The sequence below is a fragment of the Schumannella sp. 10F1B-5-1 genome (assembly GCF_006517535.1).
Taxonomy (GTDB): domain Bacteria; phylum Actinomycetota; class Actinomycetes; order Actinomycetales; family Microbacteriaceae; genus Schumannella.
In genome coordinates this window covers 1-259 of record NZ_VHQH01000239.1, presented here as the reverse complement: position 1 = coordinate 259, position 259 = coordinate 1, and the positions used below count along the sequence as shown (strand labels likewise).

The window sequence follows — 259 nt, the reverse complement described above, 5'->3', positions numbered from 1 at the left end:
ATCACGACGACGAGTCCGGCGAGGAGGGCACGATCGAGCTTCATCAGGTCAGATTCGTCGACAACCATCGTTCAACACAAGTGACTTTTATTGACCCCATAAGTAAGCTCACTTTATGTTGGATGTTCGTAAGCTCCGACTCCTCACGGAGCTGGACCGGCTCGGCACCTTGGCGGCCGTCGCTGCAGAGCTCCACCAGACGGCTCCCGGGGTGTCGATGCAGCTGACGGCCTGGGAGCGGGAGTTGGGGATGCAGCTC

1 protein-coding gene is annotated in these 259 nt (G+C 59.1%); it reads left to right on the top strand.

Annotated elements, in window-relative coordinates; translation table 11 throughout:
* Positions 1–115: 115 nt before the first annotated feature.
* A partial coding sequence (locus tag FJ658_RS15550) for a LysR family transcriptional regulator (RefSeq protein WP_141146243.1) occupies positions 116–259 on the top strand: 144 nt, incomplete at its 3' end.